This window comes from Helicobacter pylori SA213A (assembly GCF_000476275.1).
GTDB lineage: Bacteria > Campylobacterota > Campylobacteria > Campylobacterales > Helicobacteraceae > Helicobacter > Helicobacter pylori_CL.
This window is the reverse complement of record NZ_CBOM010000024.1, coordinates 1-17766: the sequence shown is the minus strand read 5'-3', so window position 1 is coordinate 17766 and position 17766 is coordinate 1. Positions and strand designations below refer to the sequence as shown.

Annotated in this window: 15 protein-coding genes; 5 read left to right on the top strand and 10 right to left on the bottom strand. The window is 40.1% G+C overall.

Annotated features, from left to right (window positions below):
* The 5 genes from QT74_RS07210 to QT74_RS07190 form a co-directional block, all read right to left on the bottom strand.
* Positions 1–842, bottom strand: an 842-nt coding sequence (locus QT74_RS07210; protein ID WP_033765752.1) for a DNA-methyltransferase, incomplete at its 3' end; no start/stop codon positions are given.
* A 117-nt stretch (positions 843–959) separates the two neighbouring features.
* Complete coding sequence (locus QT74_RS07205; RefSeq protein ID WP_033765751.1) at positions 960–2705, bottom strand: bifunctional metallophosphatase/5'-nucleotidase; 1746 nt, start codon at positions 2703–2705, stop codon at positions 960–962.
* A 141-nt stretch (positions 2706–2846) separates the two neighbouring features.
* Positions 2847–3305 (bottom strand): S-ribosylhomocysteine lyase, encoded by a 459-nt coding sequence (locus tag QT74_RS07200; RefSeq protein WP_033765749.1) that lies wholly within the window; start codon positions 3303–3305, stop codon positions 2847–2849.
* Between the two features lie 37 nt (positions 3306–3342).
* Positions 3343–4485, bottom strand: coding sequence for a cystathionine gamma-synthase (locus QT74_RS07195; protein ID WP_033765746.1), 1143 nt, complete (start codon positions 4483–4485; stop codon positions 3343–3345).
* A gap of 24 nt (positions 4486–4509) precedes the next feature.
* Positions 4510–5427, bottom strand: a complete 918-nt coding sequence (locus QT74_RS07190; protein WP_033765744.1) for an O-acetylserine-dependent cystathionine beta-synthase — start codon at positions 5425–5427, stop codon at positions 4510–4512.
* Between the two features lie 113 nt (positions 5428–5540).
* Between QT74_RS07190 and QT74_RS07185 the strand changes: the two genes are divergently transcribed.
* A complete protein-coding gene (locus tag QT74_RS07185; RefSeq protein WP_033765742.1) occupies positions 5541–6119 on the top strand; it encodes a hypothetical protein in 579 nt (192 codons plus the stop codon).
* Positions 6120–6359: 240 nt separating this feature from the next.
* On the opposite strand, the gene dnaK is transcribed toward QT74_RS07185, so the two are convergent.
* Genes dnaK through QT74_RS07170 form a run of 3 tightly spaced genes read right to left on the bottom strand, consistent with a single transcriptional unit; the run spans position 6360 to position 9658 of the window.
* Complete coding sequence (gene dnaK, locus QT74_RS07180; RefSeq protein WP_033765740.1) at positions 6360–8222, bottom strand: molecular chaperone DnaK; 1863 nt, start codon at positions 8220–8222, stop codon at positions 6360–6362.
* A gap of 30 nt (positions 8223–8252) precedes the next feature.
* A complete protein-coding gene (grpE, locus tag QT74_RS07175; RefSeq protein WP_033765738.1) occupies positions 8253–8828 on the bottom strand; it encodes a nucleotide exchange factor GrpE in 576 nt (191 codons plus the stop codon).
* On the bottom strand, positions 8828–9658 hold the full coding sequence (locus QT74_RS07170) for an HrcA family transcriptional regulator (RefSeq protein ID WP_033765736.1): 831 nt from the start codon (positions 9656–9658) through the stop codon (positions 8828–8830). The genes grpE and QT74_RS07170 overlap by 1 nt, the downstream gene beginning before the upstream one ends.
* Before the next feature lie 210 nt (positions 9659–9868).
* On the opposite strand from QT74_RS07170, the gene QT74_RS07165 reads away from it, so the two are divergent.
* Positions 9869–10507 carry a class II aldolase and adducin N-terminal domain-containing protein gene (locus QT74_RS07165; protein ID WP_033765734.1) on the top strand — a complete coding sequence of 213 codons (639 nt, stop codon included), beginning with the start codon at positions 9869–9871 and terminating at the stop codon, positions 10505–10507.
* Between the two features lie 20 nt (positions 10508–10527).
* Positions 10528–10824: a hypothetical protein gene (locus QT74_RS07160; protein ID WP_033765732.1), complete on the top strand. Its 297-nt coding sequence runs from the start codon at positions 10528–10530 to the stop codon at positions 10822–10824.
* Positions 10825–10833: 9 nt separating this feature from the next.
* On the opposite strand, the gene QT74_RS07155 is transcribed toward QT74_RS07160, so the two are convergent.
* Together QT74_RS07155 and QT74_RS07150 are read right to left on the bottom strand one after the other, a co-directional pair.
* Positions 10834–12717, bottom strand: coding sequence for a motility associated factor glycosyltransferase family protein (locus QT74_RS07155; protein ID WP_033765730.1), 1884 nt, complete (start codon positions 12715–12717; stop codon positions 10834–10836).
* A gap of 60 nt (positions 12718–12777) precedes the next feature.
* Complete coding sequence (locus QT74_RS07150; protein ID WP_000010021.1) at positions 12778–14322, bottom strand: flagellin B; 1545 nt, start codon at positions 14320–14322, stop codon at positions 12778–12780.
* A 165-nt stretch (positions 14323–14487) separates the two neighbouring features.
* Between QT74_RS07150 and topA the strand changes: the two genes are divergently transcribed.
* Both topA and QT74_RS07140 read left to right on the top strand, forming a co-directional pair.
* Positions 14488–16698, top strand: a complete 2211-nt coding sequence (gene topA, locus QT74_RS07145; RefSeq protein WP_033765728.1) for a type I DNA topoisomerase — start codon at positions 14488–14490, stop codon at positions 16696–16698.
* The gene (locus QT74_RS07140; RefSeq protein ID WP_033765753.1) at positions 16691–17617 is read left to right on the top strand and encodes a radical SAM protein; all 927 of its coding nucleotides are present in this window, start codon (positions 16691–16693) and stop codon (positions 17615–17617) included. The genes topA and QT74_RS07140 overlap by 8 nt, the downstream gene beginning before the upstream one ends.
* Positions 17618–17766 lie beyond the last annotated feature (149 nt).

The following is a 17766-nucleotide window of genomic DNA, read 5'->3' as shown; positions in this document are numbered from 1 at the left end:
TAGCTTTTTATAATAGGAATAGTATGAGAAACTGTGTTTTTTACAAATCTTTCAAGGGCAATCTTACAATATATACTTGATAACTCAATGCCGATAAATTGTCTATTCAATCTGCTTGCCACATAGGTTGTTGTGCCTATGCCATTAAAGGGATCTAATACAATATCATTTTGATAGGAATAAATTTTTAATAATCTCTCAATTAATTCTTCTGGGTAGGGTGCGGGATGTAAATCTTTTTTAGCATTGTTACTAACACATAAAATACTTTCAAAGCCTTGATTGTTGTCTTGATCAAAATACCAAATATTTTTTGTCCATTCTTTAAATTCTTGGCTAGTAATATCTGCTAATTCTCCCTCAGTTTTATGAATTTTATTTTCCTTATAAAACACTAATATTGCTTCTCCCAAAGGCCTAAAAGATGGGCAAGAAGGGCTTTTCCAACTCCCCCAAGCTGTATTGTTTCCCTGAAAATGCTTAATATCTTTTCCCTTATGCCAAGTTATAAGCTCAAACTCCTTAAAGCCAATTTCATTTAAAATTTGTGTTATATAAACGCTTAAAAATCTCACCTCTTTGCTATCTCTATTTTTCACTGCAAAAGGCACATTGACACAAATCCGCCCATCCTTTTTAAGTACACGGTAGCATTCTTTAAAAATATCGTGCATCAAATTGATATAAGATTCAAAATCTAAATCATCATTATAATTTTCATATTGATGTGCCACATTATATGGAGGTGAAGTAATAATAATGTCTATAAGATTATCTTCTATATGATTTTTTAGAATATATAAACTATCTCCATTTAGGATCTCTTGCAAACTTTTATTCATTCAAGTAGTATAACATAACAAATCATAGCTTTATATGGGATCTCATATAGTTTTAGTTGTTATTTATATTATTTCTTTAAGTTAAACTTAAAAATAAAATAATAAAAATAAAAAATTTTATTTAACTTCACTTTCCTTAATGGATTTGACATTCAAAGTCCTCCCGTCTTTTGAAGTGGGGATTTTGATGCTCCCCTCTTTTAATTTTTCTGCCAATTTTTTTAGCAACGGGTTTTTGAAATCGTAGTTGATGATTTCCCAGTTATATTCTAGTTCAGGGGTTACTTTTGCGTTTTTTTCTTCAGTGATGTATTTAATAATCAAATCCCGTATTTGCCCGTTATCTTGCAGTTCATCGTAAGAATCATAATACCTATCAGCGTCTGTAACCAACTTTAATGTCGTGGATAATGTCCCAAATCGGTAATTATTGATCGCTAATTTATACACCGCTTTAGGGTTAATGGGTTTGTTGTTGATTGTGGGATTAATGATTCTTTGCCCGGCAGGTTTGGTAACATCAACTTGGTATTTCACGCCAGAAAACATATCAAAATTATAGCCACGAATGTTTTCATTAAAACTGATCGTCAAATCGCCCGGTTGCAACTGGTTGTAAAATCGGTATGACCATTCCATGTATTTCAACAGGTTTTCACCCGTGATACGCACTCCAATGAGCGTATTAGCGAACTTGTAAATGTAGGCGACATCTTTTCTTTTGAAAGGCCCTTTTTTCAAATTCGCCCCAAAATTGAATAAGGCTGCCGCTGAAACATCGGCTTTTGCATAATATTTTTGCACTTTGTTGATCAATTCTATCACTGGTGTTTCTTGCAAGGCGGCGGTTGGCATCGTGGTGATTTTTTCTTCTCCTGTGATAAAATCAGGCCTGTCAATAAAGGTTTTTGTCACTTCGCCAACCACTTCATTAGCGTATTCTTTTGATTTTTTATCCACATATTCGTATTTTTTCGCTAATTCTTCATCTTCTGGTGCATCTTTTGTGGGTAAATTTTCAGTCGTTACGATTTTTTTCTTCGTTTTAGTGTCAAACACCACCACACCCTTTGCCAGATAAGCCCCATACGCTCCAGGCTCAATGGTATGCACCTTTCCCACTTTAGTATTATAAACCGCGTGCTCATGCCCTGCAAAAATGATGTCAAATTGCGGGAATTTTTTCGCTAAATCCGGTATCCCATCGCCACCTTTCTCATCTTCTCGCCCCAAATGAAAAGCACCAATCAAAATATCATATTTCCCTTTTAACTCTTTCAAGGTCTTTTTTAACGCTTCTTTGGCGTCCAAAAATTTCAATCCTGCAAAATGTTCAGGCGTAGCGGCCTCCCAAGTTGGGACATGCGGCACCACATACCCCACAACCGCCACCCTCACGCCATCAATTTTTTTAATCATATAAGGCTTCACAAACGGCTTATTGTCTGCGGTTTTGATGATATTCGCGTTCACGACACCGCCATTAAACCCCTTAATATTTTTCTCTAAAAAATCTTTGCTGAAATTGAACTCGTGATTCCCAAGCACACGAATATCAAATTTCAAATCGTTTTCGGCTAAAACTAGCGGGTGAACAGGCTCATCGTTAAACAACTCTGCGCTATTGCCCTGCAACAAATCCCCGCTGTCAATCAAAACCACATTTTTATTCTCAGCCCTTTGCTTTTTGATTAAAGTCGCAATCCTTGTCAAGCCGTTATTGGGTTTTTGTTCGCCAACCGCATAATCATACGAAAAAAGCCGCCCATGAATGTCTGAAGTTTCTAAAAACACTATTTTGACTTCTTTTGCAGATATTGAAAGTGTTAGCGTTAAAAAGATGACTAAAATTAACTTTCTCATTGAAATCCTTCTAATACAAGAGATTCATAACATTAATTTTTACATAATATTAACACTGATACGATGGTTTTTGATTGGCATTTAAGGCTTATGGGCAAAATGGGTAAGGGGGTAGGGGAGTAAAATCATTCCCCAAACCAATCAAACCCCCACTTCAGACCATTCAGCACGTTTGTCTAAAAAAGCGCGTGCTAAATTCTTGGCACCCTCTAAAGTGTGGTTAGCCGCCCAACCGCATTGCTTTTCATTGCTGGCAGGCACTTCTATAGCCTTTAGCACATCTTGCATCGTCTTTTCTAAAACCTCTAAAATCTCTGTGTAATTGTCATGGTTTAACACCGTGAGATAAAATCCCGTTTGGCAACCCATAGGCGACCAATCCACGACATAATTAGCATGGTTGCGGATGATCTCAGCGACTAAATGCTCTAAAGAGTGTAAGCTTGGCATGTCCATGTGATCTTGGTTGGGCTGTTTGAAGCGCACATCGTATTTGACAATCAAATCCCCATTAACGCCCTTTTTGCGATCAGCGACACGCACATAAGGGGCTTTGACTTTAGTGTGATCCAAATTGAAACTCTCTACATTCATTTTCATGTTTTTAACTCCTTTATTCATAAATTGAAATGAAACTTTAGCCTATTTTAGCGAACGCTTGCTCTAAATCTTCTAACAAATCCTGTTCATGCTCAATCCCCACAGACAAGCGCACCAGACCATCTCTAATCCCTGCAGCTTCTCGTTGTTCTTTAGGGATACACGCATGGGTCATAAATGCCGGAATCCCCACCAAACTTTCCACCCCGCCCAAACTCTCGCCTAAAATGAATAATTTAAGGCTTTCTACAAAAAGAGTCGCCTCGCTGTCATTTTTGAGAGTGAAAGAAAGCATCCCGCTAAAGCCACGCATTTGGGCTTTGGCTAGCTCGTGTTGGGGGTGAGTGGGAAGGCCCGGGTAATAAACCCTTTCTACTTTAGGGTGTTTTTCTAAAAACTCAGCCACGCAAAGGGCGTTTTTTTGATGGGCTTGCATGCGTAATGCTAGCGTTTTAATCCCTCTTTGCAACAGCCAGCTGTCTTGAGGGCCTAAAACCCCACCGATAGCGTTTTGGAAAAAAGCGATCTCTTGGGCTAGTGCTTCATTATTAGTGGTTACAAGCCCGGCGACCACATCGCTATGACCGCCTAAGTATTTGGTGCCGCTATGCACCACAATGTCCGCTCCCAAAAGAAGCGGGTTTTGGCAATAAGGGGTAGCAAAGGTGTTATCCACGATAGTGAGCAAATTATGATCTTTAGCGACACCAGTGCATTGCGCTAAACCCGTGATTTTAAGCAAGGGGTTACTAGGGGTTTCTAAATAAAGGGCTTTAGTGTTTTGCTTGATAGCCTTTTTGATTTGGGATAGATCGCTAGTGTCTATAATGGTGCAAGAAAGCCCGTTTTTGACAAGCACTTTGTTGAACAAACGGAAAGTCCCCCCATAAACATCATCGCCCAATAACACATGATCGCCTGATTGCAAGAGGGAAAAAACGGCGTGGATCCCAGCTAGTCCAGAGGCAAAAGCAAACCCCTTAACCCCCCCTTCTAAATCGGCGATGAGTTCTTCTAAAGCAAAGCGTGTGGGGTTGCCTGAGCGAGAGTATTCATAGCCCTTGTGGCGGCCTATGGCGTCTTGGCGGTAGGTGGAAGTTTGATAAATAGGCACGCTCACCGCCCCCGTTGTCGCGTCCTCGCTAATGCCCCCATGGATTAATTTGGTTTGCATGTGCATGGTTTTTCCTTTTTTATTGAGTTTTTATGAATAGATACCTTTAGAAAGATAACGATCGGCAACATCCGGGAAAATGGTTAAAACCTGACTGCCTTCGGGGAGGCGTTGCACTTCTTTCAAGGCTGCCACAAAAGCTGCCCCGCTAGAGCTCCCCACTAATAAGCCGTTTTTCTTGGCTAACTTCCTAGTATAGCTAAAACCCTCTTCATCTGAAATCGTTTCAAAGCCATCAATATCCAAGTTTGCGAAAAAAGGAGGGATGAACTCCACGCCAATACCCTCAATCTCATGAGGCCCAGGCTCGCCCCCATTCAAAATAGAACCCTCTGGCTCCACCCCAATCAAGCGAATATTAGGGATGCGCTCTTTCAAATACCTAGCCGTGCCCGCAAAAGTGCCACCACTCCCTATCCCGGCCACAAAGCTCGTAAAATTTGTGCCTAATTCTTGGACAATCTCAGGGGCTAGGGTGTGGTAGTAAGCGGCGGGATTATCAGGGTTTTCAAATTGCAAGGGCAAATAGCTATCAGGGATACTTTCGGCTAACTCTTTACTTTTTTTAATGGCGCCAGAAATCCCCTCGCTAGTAGGCGTGTTGATTACTAAAGCCCCCAAAGCTCTCATGATTTGTTGTTTTTCTGTGCTGAATTTTTCTGGGACAACAAAGATGGTTTTGAGATGGTGCTTGAGCGCCACTAAAGCTAGAGCGATGCCGGTATTGCCTGCAGTAGGCTCAATAATGGTTGTTTTAGAAGTGATTTTGCCTGTTTTAAACCCTTCTTCTATAAGGTATTGGCCTAAGCGATCTTTGATGCTCCCTCCCGGGTTTAGATGCTCCAGTTTGGCGTAAATGGCGGAATTTACGGGAATGGGGTAATCCTTGTTAGTGAATTTAAAAACGGGGGTGCGGCCTATGGCGTCTTGCATTGTGGTGATAATCATCATTCCTCCTATAACAAACAATAAAATTCAATTTTGCGATTATGCCTAAACTCGTTAAATGGAATAAGTTTAGGATAAAATGTTGGTTTATTGAGATGGATTAAGGAGCTGATATGAAAAAAATAGAATGGAATGAGAAGCAAAGAAAAGCGTTTCAGGACTTGTTAAGAGAATTTGTAGCGTCAATTGACGCTAAAATACAAGAGGAAAAACAAACAGGTAAAACCCCAACGAACCCAAAATACGCTTCATACCAAAGAGGGCTGAACAAGTTTTTAGCGCCATGGGGTTATGCGTGCAAAATCAGTCTTGGCTCTGGGAATTTATCTAATGAGCCATCCATCGCTTTTTGCCGTCAGGATATTTTAGGGGAAGGATTTGTCAATGGTGAAATACCAACCCCAAAAAAAGGTTTTTACCTTTGGTTTGCTTACTATTGGAAGAACGATGCAGAAAAGTTTTATCTTTGTATAGGTCGATCCATAGAGGAGAATGGGGAAAAAGAGTGTCAAAAATGCCCAGCGTATGATAAAATCATCGATCCTAATGGAGACGCATACTACCAAGAGTTCTATGACAATTTAGAATCCTATCTTGAAAACATTACCAACGATTTTTTACGCTTTGCTAACGAATTTAATCAAATCCCCACTGCGTTTTTTGAATTAGAGCCATCTAGCACGAGCCATTGAGAAATGACCCTCATACCAAAAAGAACTCTCTCATAAGGGATTTTCCTAGAAATCACACTAACGCTTTTAAGCTAAACCTTAAAAAAGCTATCGCTTGATTACAATCAAGCTTTGATATTTGGACTAAAAACGCTATTTTTTAGATTTTGCAATCGGTATCCCATTGATAAAAATGAGGAAAGCAAGCGGGTTTTGATTAAAACCGCTCGCTTGAAAGAGGTTTTTAAGCGCGTTTAAATTTTATTCCACTTCCGCATCAATCACATCATCGTCTTTTTTCTTGGGCTGCTCGGCGTTGTTTTTATTCGCCATGGCTTCGCCTAATTTTTGAGCCGCTTGCACTAACGCTTTGGTTTTGTCTTCAAGCTCCGTTTTAGTAGCGTTATCGTTTTTGACGCAATCTTTAAGAGCGTTAATAGCGTTTTGGATCTCGTTAGCGTCGTTTTCATTCAAATTCGTTTTATGCTCATCAAGGCTCTTTTGGGTTTGGTGTGCCAAACTATCGGCATGGTTTCTCGCTTCAATCACTTCTTTTTTCCTGGCGTCTTCTTCTTTGTGCAATTCAGCGTCTTTAACCATTTTTTCAATTTCGCTATCAGACAACCCGCTAGAGCCAGAAATTTTAATCTCTTGGCTTTTGCCGGTATTTTTATCTTGCGCTGACACGGTTAAAATCCCATTAGCGTCAATATCAAAGGTTACTTCAATTTGAGGCACGCCTCTTGGAGCTGGCGCGATGCCTTGCAAATCAAATTTACCCAACGATTTATTATCCCTTGCCAATTCCCTTTCGCCCTGTAAAACCATGATAGACACGGCGGGCTGGTTGTCTTCAGCGGTTGAGAACACTTGAGATTTTTTCGCCGGAATAGTCGTGCCTCTATCAATCACTTTAGTCATCACGCCCCCTAAAGTTTCAATCCCAAGGCTTAAGGGCGTAACATCTAATAAAAGCACATCTTTCACATCGCCTTTTAACACGCCCCCTTGAATGCTCGCTCCCACCGCTACGACCTCATCAGGATTGACGCTTTTATTCAAATCTTTATTAATAAACGCTTTCACCCTTTCTTGGACTTTAGGGATACGAGTAGAGCCTCCCACCATCACCACTTCTGAAATCTCATTTTTGGTTAGCCCTGCGTCTTTGATCACGCTTTCAATTTTAGAAATCGTTTCTTCCATGAGATCTTCTGTCAAGCTTTCAAATTTAGCCCTAGTGAGTTTTTTAACCAAGTGTTTAGGCCCGGTAGCGTCCGCGGTGATAAAGGGCAAATTGATTTCAGTCTCCATCGCAGAGCTTAGTTCTTTTTTAGCGTTTTCAGCCGCTTCTTTCAAGCGTTGCAACGCCATCACATCGTTTTTAATTTCAATGCCCGTTTCGTTTTTAAACTCACTCGCTAAGAAATCAATCACACGATTGTCAAAATCATCGCCCCCCAAAAACGCATCGCCCCCTGTGGCTAAAACTTCCACGACATTATCGCCTGTTTCTAAAACGGTAACATCAAAAGTCCCCCCACCCAAATCATAAACCATGATTTTTTCGCTCTCTTTTTTATCCAAGCCGTAAGCTAACGCCGCGCTTGTAGGCTCATTGATGATCCTTAAAACATTAAGCCCTGCAATCGTGCCGGCTTCTTTAGTCGCTTTCCTTTGGCTGTCGTTAAAATAAGCCGGAACCGTGATCACCGCTTCCGTAACGCTCTCGCCTAAATAACTTTCAGCGTCTTCTTTGAGCTTCATTAAAATTTTGGCTGAAATCTCTTGAGGGGTATAAACTTTACCCGAAATCTCAATCGCGCAAGCCCCATTCCTATCCACAATCTTATAAGGCAAGCGCTTTTCGGCTTCTTTAGCCTTATCTTCATTAAACATCAAACCCATGATTCTTTTAATAGAATAAATGGTTTTTTCTGGGTTGGTTACCGCTTGTCTTTTCGCACTCTCGCCCACTAAAATCTCGCCCTTATCCGTAAAGGCTACAATAGAGGGAGTGGTGTTTTTACCCTCTTTATTAGCAATAATCTTTGCTTCATTGCCTTCATACACCGCCATTGCGGAGTTGGTTGTCCCTAAATCAATTCCAATAACTTTTCCCATGCGTTATCCTTTCTGTTAAAATAAATGTTTTTAATCGTTTTTAGCAATGCTCACCATTGCCGGCCTCAAAACCCTACCCTTATACTTGTAACCCTGTTGCAAAACCTGCACGATTTTCCCGTTTTCTTTTTCTTCGCTTTTGACTTGCATGATCGCATTGTGGAAATTAGGATCAAATTCTTCTAAGCATTCAATCCCTTCAATGCCATGCCTTGCCAAAACTTCATGCAGCTTTTCCATCGTAAGCTCCAAGCCCTTAGTTAAAGCGCTCTCTTTATCCACTTCTACAGCGCTCTTGTAAGCCCCAAGAAGCGCATCAATCACCGGCAATAGATCCAATGCGATTTTTTCATACGCATACTCTAACGCCATGCTCTTGTCTCTTTCTAAGCGCTTTTTCACGTTTTCAAAATCCGCATGCACTCTCAAGTATTTTTCGTGCATTTCTTTATATTTAAGCTCAAAATCTTCCTTGATCTCGCCTTCTTTTTCGCTCGCTTCTTGCTTTTCTTCACCTTGTTGTTCTTTGCAAGCGCAAGCCTTTTGATAAGACTCTGGCTCTTTTGGGCTTAAATGATCGTGTTCTTGGTTGTGTTCATCTTTCATTATTCCTCCTCAGAAATCGTTTGAAAAAACCCTTCATAATCGCATTCTAGTTTCCCCACGCAAAGCAGTTGCATCCGCTTGTTTTGAAATTCTATGGGGCGTGTTACTAGCATGCAATCAGGCTCTATAAAATGCAAACCCTTACTCAAACGCTCCAAAACCTTACCCCCTAAAATGTCAAAAAATAAAGGGCTGTTTAAAAGCGTTTTTAACCCCATCAGATTAAAGCGTGTGATTTGTGTGTTGGAATACTCCAAACGCTCTAATTGCTTGGCCAAACTCAACGCATTGACAGAAGCAGCGATTAAGCGCACTTCTTTAACGCTTTTGCCCACAAGTTCTAATAAAAACTTCTCCATTTTAACGCTGTAACTCAGCGCGCAAGAAAACGCCAAAAAGTCCAAAATCAAAAAGCGTTTTTCGCACTCAATGACTCTTTCTAAACGCTCCAAACTGGGTTTTTTTAACAGCGTGAAAAGCCCGAAATTTTCACTCGCGCTTTTTAAGCGTTTTTCATTTACTTTTAAAACTTCAAAGCGCAACGACTTGTGCCAATAGTTTTCAAACGCCTTAAAAGTGGGCAATCTAGCGCCGCTAGAATGGGCTTGATGGAGCATGCCTTCTTTGGAAAGGATTTGAAAATAATTCCTAATTGTCGCGCAAGATATTTTCAAGTTTGCCAACTCTTTCAAGCGTTTAGAACTAATGGGTTCTAAAATCTGCAGATAGGTTTTAACAAACGCATCTAACAAACTCTCTTTCTTATTCAAATTAGAACCTACTTTAATTCTTCTTAACATCATTATTTGAAAAATCTCGTCAATCACCATTCTTGATGAAAGAACCCTCGAATTATAGCGCAAAAAGTTAATAATCTATCACTTGTTTTAAAAAAGTGATAAAAATTACCCGATTTTTCTTTAAAGTTTAGTCTGTATCACTAAATTTATTTACTATCATTAAATTAGGATTTTTTATAGAATTAATTTAATTTAGATCTATTGGGCAACTAATACCTTTTATTAAAAAAACTTGTTATCATGATAAACATGAACACACACACAAGAGGCATTGACAGCAATCTGATTTATTCGCTCCAAAGCATTTCATTATCCATGTTTAGAAAGGGTTTTTTTGGGCTTTATCAAGGTTCCATTTCGGCGCGCATTGGCACTAACCAGTTTGTGATCAATAAAAGAAACGCTGTTTTTGATCAATTGAATGAAAACACCTTACTGGTTTTGCATGACAAGATAGATTACCGCTGGAAAGAAGCGAGCCAGGATTCGCCCATTCATGCGAGCGTGTATAGGGAGTTTTTGGACGCTAAATTCATCGCTTACGCGCGCCCTCCTTATAGTTTGGCGTATTCCTTGCGCCACAACCGGTTGCTCCCTAGAGATTATTTAGGGTATCGTTCTTTGGGCGAAGAAGTAACGATTTTTAACCCCAAAGACTATGACAGCTGGCAAGAAAGAGCGGATACAGAAATTTTACGCCAATTGCAAGAGAGCAAAAAATATTTTGTTTTCATTAAGGGGTGTGGGATTTTTGCCTACCACAGAGAGCTTTCTAAACTCATGGAAGTTTTTGATTTGATTGAAAACTCATGCAAAGTTTTACGATTGGGCGATTTAATGGATTATTGCTATAATGATGATCCACGATTGAGCGTGTAAAAAGCTAAAAAGGATAAAACATGACCATCAACACCCATTACACCCCTAATTTCACACAGCTCCAAACCTTGAACAATATCAATAATGACGCAACCATAAAGGACAGGAATCAAGTAGAGCAGGATTTACAACAAAGCAGCATTCAAGATGGTTTCAGCCAAGATAATACGCCAAACGCCCCTGATTTTGACCGACTACAAGCTTTAAACGCTATCAATAACGACGGCGAGATTAAAGATAAATCCCAAGTTGAAAAAAGCCTTATTGATGGCGAAAATACCCCTGAAATTTATTCCAGCCTAGACACATACGCTTAAAAAGGGGTTTTACCATTCTTTTAAAGCCATTTTGATCGCTTCTATCACGCAATCCATCCCACCCGCTAAACTAAAAAGCCAGTATTTGTGCGCGTAAATGTATTCTAATTGCTTAGCCCTTAATTCGTCTTCATTATTCGTTTTCTTGCACACGATTTCAGCGATATGCAATTCCTGGTGGAAAATGTAAGATTGTATCGCATCCATGAAATACGAATTGAATCGCTTGTCATCAAAAAGCTCTTTAACGTTGTCAATTTCAGCGCTCAAATACTCTAATTTGTTAAAATCCAGCTCTTCTAATTTGTTTTCTTCATGAAGCTTTTCCACTTTTTCTAAAAACTCTGCCACCTTTAAAAACGCTTCTTCAACTTGCGTTTTTTTCTCATTGGCGTATTTGATGATCTCTTCGCATTTTTGTTTGGCGATCTTTAAATTTTTATCTTGCTCTGATTGGGTAGGATAAATAAGATTGATAGGAGGCTTTGGCTTGGATTTGTCTATGTTTTCGCACACTTCTTTAAAGGGCATTTCTTTAGTCCCTTTAATCCTAGCCCCCCCTTCAGTAGCGTTAATGACTTCTAGTTTATAGGGCGTGTTAAAAATATCTTTTTCAAAAAATTCTAAGAAAAGTTTCCACACTAAAGTGGTTTCTACTTCCCCATTACCCCCGTATTTTTCTATAAAAATCTTGTCTTTATCCTTTTTAGGCTTGATCTCTTTATCGCCATAAATCGCCCCACTGGCATGGCTGTTACCGCTTTGTGAAAAGCTCAAATCTTGCCCGATAAACACGCACCTTTTGAAACGAGAATGCACCACTAATTCATACGCCATGTTCGCTGCGCTCATGCCTATACCCACATAACCATACTGGTGCAAATCAAAAAGGTTGGTGTAGCCAAAGGGGCGGAAACTGAATTGCTTAACCCCTTTTTTAATCGCTTGAATCAATCGTTTATGCACAATGGAAGTCAAAGCAAAAATGACGCCTTCTTGAAAATCTAGGGGCGTTTCTTCATAAAATTTCGCCGTTAAATCCACCCTTTCTAAAGACAGCACAATATCAGGCTTGATACCGGCTCTGGCTAGAATAGGGAAAGAAGCGTCTATGCAAAAAAGCGTCGCATAAGGAGCGATTTCTTTTAAAAGGGGGAGTTGCTTATTTAAACTGGGCCCGGTTGAGACAATGATAGCGGTGTCTCTGTTTTTCAAAGCGTTCACAAAATCCACTAAACTAGGGCTTTTGATGACTTCAGGCAAATTAGCGGCATGCTGTTTGATGCCTATGAGCGCGTCTTTAGCGTCATTGCCTACGCTAATAGCGCCATGCTCTAAAGCACGCGTGAAATGCTGGTTGATTCCTATCATTTGATCAGAATATCGTTCATAATAAGCGTTAAAAAGTTTTAAATCATACATTCTTGCGTATAAACGAGACTTTTTATCCATATCAAACAACGAAGCGATCATGTTGTAATTGCAAAAACTTGCATGCAATAAAATCAAACGATTTTCTAAAATCTCCGTGGAAAAATCCAAAAGATTCAACACAATGAAAATAATTTCTATTTCAGGCTCAATGACCACCAAGCGTTTTAAATTGCCATTACCTAAAAGCAAGCGATAAAACACCCCATTACCCAAGCCAAAATAATACAAATAAGGATAAAGCATGTAAATTTCGCTATTTTTGTATAGCTCTAAGCTTGAATCTAGCGGGCTTTTTTCAAATAAGGGCGTGTTTGTTTCTTTATCTAAGAGATTGAAATTCGCGCTATCATTCCCTAAAAACACTTCGTATTTTTTGTTTTCTTTAATGGCTTTGAGCTTTGCGAACAAAAGAGGGTCTTTTTTGAAAAGAGCTTGTAAGTTTTTTTGATAAATATCCATTATTTTAACTTATAAAAATAGCTTATAAAAAAGGCTAACGCCCCTTTGAATCAAGGGCTGTTATTGTAAAAGCCTTAAGACATTCTGTTGCACCGCATTCGCTTGCGCCATAGCAAAACTCCCGCTTTGCGCCAAAATATTGTATTTAGAAAAGTTCGCGCTCTCTTCAGCAAAATCCACATCTCTGATTTGAGATTCAGCCGCTTTAACATTCACTTGGGTTACAGAAATATTGTTAATGGTGGTAACCAATTCCATTTGCACCGAACCCATATCAGAGCGGATTTTGTCTAATTGCGTGCGCGCAGAATCTGCCATATCCATCACAATCATCGCCCCTTTAAGGCTTGTTACCCCAGCCCCTATACCTTGAGAATTGGTCTCCGCTTGCGCACCATTAGCGTTCGCTCCAGCTGCTGAAGCCACATTCGCATCAAAAATGCCCCTAACCGCTCTCAAATTCACGGTGTATTCTGCCACCCCTTGAGCGGAATGAAAGCCCACATGGCTAAAATTCACACCGCTCACAATGATGTCTCTAGCATCGGTTCTGGTCAAGGTTAAGCGCCCAATAACCGCATGCTGTGTCCCAGAAATCCCTGCAAAATTCCCTCCCCCAAAAACCTGACCGCTCGCGCTCGCTGCATGCACTGAGATCGCGCGCCCATCAATGGAGTGCAAATTAATGCGCCCTTGAATATCCAAGCTCGCTTCCACGCCGGTGCGATCTTTGACGGAGTTAATGGCGTTAGTCAATCTCCCATCAGCGTCGTTTTTATGCACATCATTCACGGTCCCAATTTCTACGCCATTAATGGTAAGCTCTCTCACGGTTCCTGATTGCACGGGAGTGCCGCCGGTGGCCATGACATTATAAGACGCCCTAACGCCTAAGGTGTTAGAAAAGCGGTTGATGATTTCGCTTAACGCTCCAATCCCAGTGCCAGCGCTTGTAGAAATACGCACGGTTTCAATCTTATAATCGTTCACGCCATTGACTTGTTTGAAATTCAATCCCACTTCAGTCAAGTTTTGTGCCGCCGCACTAGCGAGCATGCCTTCACCGCTAAAAGAAGAAGTTTCCATGCGCACATGCCCGATTTTATCTGAGCTCGTTGAGCCAATGGACGCCTTAACCGTGGTGTTAGAATACGCGCCAATTTGAAATTCTTTGTTAGAAAAACTTCCTGAAAGCATTTGTTGGCCGTTAAAGCTTGTGGTGTTAGCGATATTGTCTAGTTCTTCTAACAACCTTTGAATATCGCTTTGGAGCGCTCTTCGGCTTTCTAAAGTTTGCCCGTCTTGAGCGGCTTGAACGGCTTTGGTTTTAATGGTGTCTAAGATTTTGATTTGCTCATCCATCGCTTTATCTGCGGTTTGAACCATACCAATAGCGTCATTAGCGTTGCGGATCGCTTGACCCAAATTCGCGCTTTGACTCCTTAAGCTATCAGCGATCGCCATCCCACTAGAATCGTCAGCGGCTTTATTGATCCTAAGCCCTGAGCTTAACTTTTCAAGCGAGCTTGAAAGGTCTCTGTTGTTTTGAACCCCTACCGCATGAGAAGTTAAAGCGGCGATATTGGTATTTATCCTAAAACTCATGTTTGCATCCTTTGCATAGATATTTGCTGTTAGTCAAGCAAAGGGTGTTCCAACTCTTTGATTTTTAACGCTGTTATGGTTTTTATGGTTTAATGAATCGTTTAGTCAAAATTCTATGCTACAATCATTCATTAATAGGTATAAACATTTTATTAAAGGCGTTCAATGAAGCACCTTATTATCGTAGAATCCCCCGCAAAAGCCAAAACCATTAAAAATTTTTTGGATAAAAATTATGAAGTTATCGCCTCTAAAGGGCATGTTAGGGATTTATCCAAATTCGCTTTAGGCATTAAGATTGATGAAACAGGCTTTACCCCTAATTATGTCGTGGATAAAGACCATAAAGAGCTTGTCAAACAAATCATAGAGCTTTCTAAAAAGGCATCTACCACCTACATCGCTACCGATGAAGACAGAGAAGGGGAAGCGATAGGCTATCATGTGGCATGCTTGATTGGGGGGAAATTGGAGAGCTATCCTAGGATTGTTTTTCATGAGATCACGCAAAATGCGATTTTAAACGCCCTAAAAACCCCACGACAAATTGACATGTCTAAGGTCAATGCCCAACAAGCCAGGCGTTTTTTAGATCGGATCGTGGGTTTCAAGCTCAGCTCGTTGATTTCATCTAAAATCACTAAAGGTTTGAGCGCTGGGCGGGTGCAGAGTGCTGCATTAAAGCTTGTGATTGATAGAGAAAGGGAAATCAAAGCCTTTAAGCCTTTAACTTACTTCACGCTAGACGCTTACTTTGAGCCAAATTTAGAAGCACAACTCATCAGCTATAAGGGCAACAAACTCAAAGCCCAAGAACTCATTGATGAAAAAAAAGCCCAAGAAATTAAAAACGAATTAGAAAAAGAAAGCTACACTATCTCTAGTATCGTTAAAAAGTCTAAAAAATCCCCCACACCGCCCCCTTTCATGACTTCCACTTTACAGCAAAGCGCTTCCAGTCTTTTAGGCTTTTCGCCCACAAAAACCATGAGTATCGCTCAAAAATTATATGAAGGCGTAGCCACCCCACAAGGGGTTATGGGGGTGATCACTTACATGAGGACCGATAGCTTGAATATCGCTAAAGAGGCTTTAGAAGAAGCGAGAAACAAGATTTTAAAAGATTATGGCAAAGACTACTTGCCCCCTAAAGCCAAAGTCTATTCCAGCAAGAATAAAAACGCCCAAGAAGCCCATGAAGCGATCAGGCCCACTTCTATTATTTTAGAGCCAAACGCTTTAAAAGACTACCTTAAGCCTGAAGAATTAAAGCTCTATACTTTAATTTACAAACGCTTTTTAGCTTCTCAAATGCAAGACGCTCTTTTTGAAAGCCAAAGCGTGGTTGTGGCTTGCGAAAAAGGCGAGTTTAAAGCTAGTGGGAGAAAGCTCCTTTTTGATGGCTATTATAAAATTTTAGGCAATGACGATAAGGACAAATTGCTCCCCAATTTGAAAGAAAACGACCCCATTAAATTAGAAAAACTAGAGAGCAACGCCCATGTTACAGAACCTCCAGCACGCTATTCAGAAGCGAGCTTGATTAAAGTTTTAGAAAGTTTAGGCATAGGCAGGCCTAGCACCTACGCCCCAACGATTTCCCTCTTGCAAAACAGAGACTACATCAAGGTAGAAAAAAAGCAGATCAGCGCTTTAGAGAGCGCGTTTAAGGTGATAGAAATTTTAGAAAAGCATTTTGAAGAAATCGTGGATTCCAAATTCAGCGCTTCTTTAGAAGAGGAACTGGACAATATCGCTCAAAATAAAGCCGACTATCAGCAAGTCTTAAAGGACTTTTACTACCCTTTTATGGATAAAATTGAAGCCGGGAAAAAGAATATCATCTCTCAAAAAGTGCATGAAAAAACCGGCCAATCATGCCCTAAATGTGGGGGGGAATTAGTCAAAAAGAATAGCCGTTATGGGGAGTTTATCGCTTGCAACAATTACCCTAAATGCAAATACATCAAACAGACTGAAAACGCCAATGATGAAGCCAAGCAAGAATTGTGCGAAAAATGCGGAGGGGAAATGGTGCAAAAATTCAGCAGAAACGGGGCGTTTTTAGCTTGCAACAATTACCCTGAATGCAAAAACACCAAATCGCTAAAAAACACCCCTAACGCCAAAGAAACAATAGAAGGCGTGAAATGCCCAGAATGCGGAGGGGATATTGCCTTAAAAAGGAGCAGGAAAGGCTCGTTTTATGGCTGTAACAATTACCCTAAATGCAATTTTTTATCCAACCATAAGCCCATCAATAAGCGTTGCGAGAAATGCCATTATTTAATGAGTGAAAGAATCTATCGCAAAAAAAAGGCGCATGAATGCATTAAATGCAAAGAGCGCGTGTTTTTAGAGGAAGATGATGGCTAAAGAAAATCCGCCTATCGTTTTTGGGCCTGTTTTATCCAGGCGTTTTGGGAAGTCTTTGGGCGTGGATTTATCGCCCTCTAAAAAACAATGCAACTACAATTGCATTTATTGCGAGTTGGGTAAAGCCAAGCCCATTGAACGCATGGAAGAAGTGATCAAAGTAGAAACCTTGATTAACGCCATTCAAAACGCCCTAAACAACCTCACCACCCCCATTGATGTTTTAACCATTACCGCTAATGGCGAACCCACGCTATACCCTCATTTATTAGAGCTTATCCAAAAAATCAAGCCTTTTTTAAAGGGCGTTAAAACTTTGATTTTAAGCAATGGCTCACTCTTTTATGAGCCAAAGGTCCAGCAAGCCTTAAAGGAATTTGACATCGTTAAATTTTCTTTAGACGCTATTGATTTGAAAGCCTTTGAAAGAGTGGATAAGCCCTATTCTAAAGACATTAACAAGATTTTAGAGGGGATTTTGAGCTTTTCTCAAATCTATCAGGGGCAACTAGTGGCTGAAGTGCTGTTGATTAAGGGCGTGAATGATAGCGCGAATAATTTAAAGCTCATCGCTGCCTTTTTAAAACAAATCAATATAGCCAGAGTGGATTTAAGCACCATAGACAGACCCTCAAGCTTTAAAGCCCCTAAATTGAGCGAAGATGAATTATTAAAATGCTCTTTATTTTTTGAAGGGCTTTGCGTGAGTTTGCCTAAGCGATCCATTACTCAAGCTAAAAAATTGATTTCTTGCGGTATAGACGAATTGTTCGCTTTAATTTCCAGACGCCCTTTAAGCGCAGAAGAAGCCCCCCTAATACTGGATTCTAACGCTTTTAAACATTTAGAAACTTTATTAAACCATAAGCAAATTACGATTAAAAAAGTCGGCTCTTTGGAGTTTTATTGCGCGTTTTAACCTCCATTCGTAACCTGTAGTTTTACCTTACTTTAGGGATAGCTTAAGCTTTTAAATAAGGATCTCTTTTATTACCAAATAACGCCACCATAAAAAATGTTTTCAAAAGCCGACAAATAGCTAAAAACTTGGTGTAATGTTTTTAATCG

Coding starts and splice junctions, on each gene's coding strand:
- QT74_RS07160 (WP_033765732.1), top strand. CDS start 10,528: ATGACCATCAACACCCATTACACCCCTAATTTCACACAGCTCCAAACC.
- QT74_RS07185 (WP_033765742.1), top strand. CDS start 5,541: ATGAAAAAAATAGAATGGAATGAGAAGCAAAGAAAAGCGTTTCAGGAC.
- QT74_RS07165 (WP_033765734.1), top strand. CDS start 9,869: ATGATAAACATGAACACACACACAAGAGGCATTGACAGCAATCTGATT.
- dnaK (WP_033765740.1), bottom strand. CDS start 8,222: ATGGGAAAAGTTATTGGAATTGATTTAGGGACAACCAACTCCGCAATG.
- QT74_RS07140 (WP_033765753.1), top strand. CDS start 16,691: ATGGCTAAAGAAAATCCGCCTATCGTTTTTGGGCCTGTTTTATCCAGG.
- QT74_RS07150 (WP_000010021.1), bottom strand. CDS start 14,322: ATGAGTTTTAGGATAAATACCAATATCGCCGCTTTAACTTCTCATGCG.
- QT74_RS07155 (WP_033765730.1), bottom strand. CDS start 12,717: ATGGATATTTATCAAAAAAACTTACAAGCTCTTTTCAAAAAAGACCCT.
- QT74_RS07200 (WP_033765749.1), bottom strand. CDS start 3,305: ATGAAAATGAATGTAGAGAGTTTCAATTTGGATCACACTAAAGTCAAA.
- QT74_RS07190 (WP_033765744.1), bottom strand. CDS start 5,427: ATGATTATCACCACAATGCAAGACGCCATAGGCCGCACCCCCGTTTTT.
- QT74_RS07205 (WP_033765751.1), bottom strand. CDS start 2,705: ATGAGAAAGTTAATTTTAGTCATCTTTTTAACGCTAACACTTTCAATA.
- QT74_RS07170 (WP_033765736.1), bottom strand. CDS start 9,658: ATGGTGATTGACGAGATTTTTCAAATAATGATGTTAAGAAGAATTAAA.
- topA (WP_033765728.1), top strand. CDS start 14,488: ATGAAGCACCTTATTATCGTAGAATCCCCCGCAAAAGCCAAAACCATT.
- grpE (WP_033765738.1), bottom strand. CDS start 8,828: ATGAAAGATGAACACAACCAAGAACACGATCATTTAAGCCCAAAAGAG.
- QT74_RS07195 (WP_033765746.1), bottom strand. CDS start 4,485: ATGCACATGCAAACCAAATTAATCCATGGGGGCATTAGCGAGGACGCG.